The organism is Mesorhizobium sp. M7A.F.Ca.ET.027.03.2.1 (genome assembly GCF_003999175.1).
GTDB lineage: Bacteria > Pseudomonadota > Alphaproteobacteria > Rhizobiales > Rhizobiaceae > Mesorhizobium.
Map to the genome: position 1 here is coordinate 1 of NZ_RZOM01000427.1, position 4,823 is coordinate 4,823.

General features: G+C 62.5%; 7 protein-coding genes. 6 read left to right on the plus strand and 1 reads right to left on the minus strand.

Annotated features, from left to right (window positions below; all coding sequences use genetic code 11):
• Positions 1–137: 137 nt before the first annotated feature.
• From EN750_RS18770 to EN750_RS39160, 3 genes are read left to right on the plus strand one after another with little or no spacing between them, the layout of a single operon-like run.
• On the plus strand, positions 138–2,141 hold the full coding sequence (locus EN750_RS18770) for a long-chain fatty acid--CoA ligase (RefSeq protein WP_127397300.1): 2,004 nt from the start codon (positions 138–140) through the stop codon (positions 2,139–2,141).
• Positions 2,138–2,875 carry a methyltransferase gene (locus EN750_RS18775; protein WP_127397301.1) on the plus strand — a complete coding sequence of 246 codons (738 nt, stop codon included), beginning with the start codon at positions 2,138–2,140 and terminating at the stop codon, positions 2,873–2,875. The genes EN750_RS18770 and EN750_RS18775 overlap by 4 nt, the downstream gene beginning before the upstream one ends.
• Positions 2,876–2,897: 22 nt before the next feature.
• Positions 2,898–3,098, plus strand: a complete 201-nt coding sequence (locus EN750_RS39160) for a hypothetical protein (RefSeq protein WP_145967761.1) — start codon at positions 2,898–2,900, stop codon at positions 3,096–3,098.
• A 10-nt stretch (positions 3,099–3,108) separates the two neighbouring features.
• On the opposite strand, the gene EN750_RS18780 is transcribed toward EN750_RS39160, so the two are convergent.
• Entirely contained in the window at positions 3,109–3,723 is a 615-nt protein-coding gene (locus EN750_RS18780) for a TetR/AcrR family transcriptional regulator (protein WP_127397304.1), read from the minus strand.
• 94 nt (positions 3,724–3,817) lie between these two features.
• Between EN750_RS18780 and EN750_RS18785 the strand changes: the two genes are divergently transcribed.
• The 3 genes from EN750_RS18785 to EN750_RS18795 form a co-directional block, all read left to right on the plus strand.
• Entirely contained in the window at positions 3,818–4,003 is a 186-nt protein-coding gene (locus EN750_RS18785; protein ID WP_127397302.1) for a hypothetical protein, read from the plus strand.
• 5 nt (positions 4,004–4,008) lie between these two features.
• Complete coding sequence (locus EN750_RS18790) at positions 4,009–4,506, plus strand: GFA family protein (RefSeq protein ID WP_245482738.1); 498 nt, start codon at positions 4,009–4,011, stop codon at positions 4,504–4,506.
• 60 nt (positions 4,507–4,566) lie between these two features.
• On the plus strand, positions 4,567–4,823 hold a 257-nt coding region (locus tag EN750_RS18795), incomplete at its 3' end, for an SDR family NAD(P)-dependent oxidoreductase (protein WP_127397303.1).

Below are 4,823 nucleotides of genomic sequence, written 5' to 3' on the forward strand. Positions count from 1 at the left end.
GACTTGCACGGTCACCAAGGGAGGCAATACATAGGGTATAACGGCCGCAGCGGAGGGCGCCCTTGTCAATTCAGAGGCGAGGTCAATTCAGGGGCGAGCGCGGCGCGAATGAACAAGACTTGTCCAGGGAGGAACGGGTGGCAAAAGCATCAAGGACGACGACGGTGAAAGCGGGAGCCAAGGCGCCGTCGAAAGCAGCCGGTACTGCCAAGCCGAAAGCACCCGTTGCCAAGGTCGCCACGCCGAAGGCGGCCGCGGCGCCCGTAAGGGCAAGCACAAAGCCGGCGGTGAAAGCCCCGGCCAAGGCCGCGGCCGAAAAGACGGCGCCGGGGAGTAAAGCGGGTGCGGCAAAGCCCGCTGTCAGGCCGGCGTCGAAGGCTGCGGCGGCGGTGAAGGCCCCACCGGCGGCAAGGCCGACCGCCGCCACCGCCAACCGATTGCCGAAAGCATTGACGGCGCTGGCCGCCGGCTTGCCGGAAAAGCCGTGGCTCAAGAGCTATCCGAAAAACGTGCAGGCGGAGATCGGCGCCCTGCCCTACAGCTCGATCGGCGATTTCCTCGTCGGCGCCTGCAAGCAGTTTTCCGCGCAGCCGGCCTTCACCTGCATGGACAAGTCCATCAGCTACACCGATATCGAGCGGCTGTCGGCGGCCTTCGGCGCCTACCTGCAATCGAAGGGCCTGCAGAAAGGCGCGCGCGTCGCGCTGATGATGCCGAACGTGCTGCAATATCCGGTGGCGATGATGGCGATCTTGCGCGCCGGCTATGTCGTGGTGAACATCAATCCGCTCTACACGCCGCGCGAGCTCGAACACCAGTTGAAGGATTCCGGTGCGCAAGCCATCGTCATCCTGGAAAACTTCGCCAACACCTTGCAGGCGGTGATCGCGAGGACGGCGGTCAAGCATGTGGTGGTCGCCGCGATGGGCGACATGCTCGGCGGCCTGAAGGGCACCATCGTCAATTTCGTCGTGCGCCGCGTGAAGAAGATGGTGCCGGCATGGTCCTTGCCCGGCCATGTCAAGTTCAATGCCGCCATGAAGGCCGGCGCCGGCATGGGCTTCAAGCCGGCCAAGGTGGAAGCCGACGATGTCGCCTTCCTGCAATATACGGGCGGCACCACGGGCGTGTCGAAGGGCGCCACACTGCTGCACAGAAACGTGCTCGCCAACGTCGCGCAGAACGCGCAGTGGATGGAGGACGCCTACACGATCAAGCCGAAACCGGCGCACCCCAACTTTATCTGCGCGCTGCCGCTCTATCATATTTTCGCGCTGACCGTGAACGCACTGATGGGCATGCAGCAAGGCGCCCGAAATGTCCTCATTCCCAATCCGCGCGACATTCCCGGCTTCGTCAAGGAACTGCAGAAGTATCCGGTGCACATCTTTCCCGGCCTCAACACGCTGTTCAACGCGCTGCTCAACAATGAGGATTTCCGCAAGCTCGACTTCAAGCCGCTGGTGCTGACGCTGGGCGGCGGCATGGCGGTGCAGAAGGGCGTTGCCGAACGCTGGAAGACGCTGACCGGTTGTTCGGTCACCGAAGGCTACGGCCTCTCGGAAACTTCGCCGGTGGCCACCGCCAACAAGTTCACCGCCGGCGACTTCACCGGCACCATCGGTTTGCCGCTGCCCTCGACCGAGATCGCCATCCGCGACGACGACGGCAACAATTTGCCGCTCGGCGAGGTCGGCGAGGTCTGCATCCGAGGACCGCAAGTGATGGCGGGCTACTGGAACCGGCCCGATGAGACCGCCAAGGTGATGACCAAGGACGGCTACTTCAAATCCGGCGACATGGGCTTCATGGACGAGCGCGGCTACACCAAGATCGTCGACCGCAAGAAGGACATGATCCTGGTCTCGGGCTTCAATGTCTATCCGAACGAACTCGAGGAAGTCGTGGCCATGCATCCGGGCGTGCTCGAAGTGGCGGCGGTCGGCGTGCCGGACGAGCATTCGGGCGAGGTGCCGAAACTGTTCGTGGTCAAGAAGGATCCGGCGCTGACCGCAGAGACGCTCACCGCCTTCTGCCGCGAGAACCTGACCGGCTACAAGCGGCCCAAATACATAGAATTCAGGACCGAGCTGCCGAAGACGCCGGTCGGCAAGATCCTGCGGCGAGCTTTGCGCGAATGATTGCAGCCGGCGGCGCGGATGCCGTAAATGCACCTTGCCGTCCTGACCCGGCAGAATTCATCAGGACGAACATGCGCCTCGCCCCGGTGCCGTCGGTGCCTGAGATCCGGCTCTACACGCCGCACCCGGCCAGCGGCCTGAGGCGGCTTACCGATCCGCTCCAAGGCTCCGACGCCGATGACGACACATTCGAGGCGGACGAACCTGAGCCGCAGCCGCCTTACTGGGCTTATGTGTGGGCCGGCGGCGCGGTGCTTGCGCGCCAAATCATGGATCACCCGCAAACGGTGGCCGGTCGCCGCGTGCTCGACCTTGGCGCCGGTTCCGGCCTCGTTGGCATCGCCGCAGCCAAGGCCGGTGCGCGCGAAGTGATCGCCGCCGAAATCGACCGCAACGGCGTTGCCGCAATCGGCCTTAACGCCGCGGCCAACGACATCGAGATCACCATTGTCGACAAGGACATCACGACGGCTCCCCCGCCGCCGGTCGACCTCGTGCTTGCGGGGGACGTGTTCTATGGCCGCGAGGTCGCTCTACGCTTCATCCCGTTCCTCGACCGCTGCCTGGCAGCCGGCATCGAAGTGCTGGTCGGCGATCCCCGCCGCAACGACCTGCCGCTGTCGCGGCTGCGGTTGCTCGCCGAATACAAGGTGCCGGATTTCGGCGACGCGAAGGGTGCCGCGAGCAAGCCGAGCGGTGTGTTTTCCTTCGAGGCGGATAACCGCTGGCGCTGAGATCAAAACCCAGTCAGTCGGAATGACCGGGTTCGACCTCCATCTTTGCCGCAACGACGTTGCTGGCCATTACCTGAAAGCAGACATTCGACTGCTGCACCACGTTGGCCGTTTTGCGCCTCATTTCGGCCGTTGCCGTCGTGACGGCCGCTGCCCAGAAGCGGACAAAGGCGAGGCAGAGCACCGTGGCACCTTTGCGCCAGAAGCTGCCATTGGCAAATGACCAAGTTAGGTCAATCCCCCTGCTCGACCGCCAGTCCTTCGATGAGAGTGTCCAGTGCCGCCTCGAGGGGGTTCGGCCCCACCTTTTCGGGCACGAGAAGGCCGTCAATAGCAAGCATGGCGATGCCGTGCAGCAAGGCCCAGCACGTCGCTGCCTGGCCCTGTATTGGTCGATTGCGAATAAGGCCGGCGGCCTGACCCCGTCGCAACAGCTCGACCGTCACCTCAAATACGCTGAGAGCACTATCGCTCAAGTGGAGGCCTGTCGATCGTCCCTCTTCAGCGCTGAACATCAGGCGATAGAGCGCCGGATTTTGCATGGCGAAGGCGATGTACGCCTGTGCAATCGGCACGACCTCATCGCGCAATGATGCAGTGTTTTTTGGTGTCGCACCGTTGAGTGTTGCCGCTAGTTCGGCAAATCCCAACTTCGCCAGCTCGGCCAACAACGCCGACTTGTCGTGAAAGTGCTTATAGGGCGCCGCGTGGCTCACACCGGCCCGGCGAGCGACTTCCCGCAGCGTGAACTGCCAGTCCTTCTCCTCCCGAAGCATGTCCTGTGCCGTGTCGATGACTGCACGACGGAGATCACCGTGATGGTAGGGGCGACTAATCGGGTCTGGCATGATAGCAAAGTTTCTCGTGGATACATTGTTGACAGTGACTACTTCAAGGCTTATGTAGAGGCATAAGTTTCTCTTGTCTACATCAGAGTGGATCATGAACGCCATATCAAAAACCACCGACGCCGATCACATGGGCGGTTTTCTGTCAGCCCAGCTGCGCGACGAGGCCCTGAGCCATGCCAAGGGCATCTATGAGCAGGTTCGGTGGAACACCATCAAGCTCCTGCACGCCCCCTTCGGGCGGCCGGTCGAAATCAGTCTCAACATGATGCTGCGGTGACCGGAATGGCGTCCCCAAATGAAACCCAGAAGCATCAGCACGTGACCGCCGACAGCTCGTTCCCGCTCACCGGCTCGTGCGAGTGCGGCGCCTGCTCGTTCGAAATCCAAGTCGCGCCAAAGGGCAGGTTCCGGTGTCATTGTCTCATATGCCAAGGCTTCACTGGCAGGCACTTTTCCGACGTCGTCGTCGTGCCGGCCAGGCATGTCACGCTGAATGACGCCTCGAACATCTCCTTCGCTAAGTATCGCCCGCCGCCGAACTTCAATCGCGGCAAATGCCGGACATGCGGAAAGCCCGTAGTCGAGGTCGCGGGGGTAGGCTCCCTGCAGCTGATGTTCATTCCGGTCTTCAATCTGCGGCCGACCGCGCCTTTGACTCCCGTTCGCGCCGACGTCTTCTACCACCGCCGCGTCGAGGACATTCATTACGGCGTCCCCCACTACAGCGGTTACTGGCCAAGCCAATATGCCATCACCCGCACGATTATCCGCAGCCTGTGACGAGCTGCTTCTCAGCGCTTGCTGCCATCACAAATCGAACCAACTGAAAGAGACATTCAAATGAGCAAAGACAACAAGGCAATCGCGCTGGTGACCGGCGCTTCCTCGGGCATCGGCCTGGCGACCGCCAAGGCACTGGTCAGGGCGGGCTACTGGGTGTTCGGCACGAGCCGCAAGGCCGTTGCAGACCGCGACGGGATCACCATGCTGGTCTGCGATGTCACTGAAGATGCATCGGTGGAGGCGCTGGTTGCCGAGATCGCGCGACGCGCCGGGCGCATCGACCTCGTCGTCAACAACGCCGGGATCGGCATGCT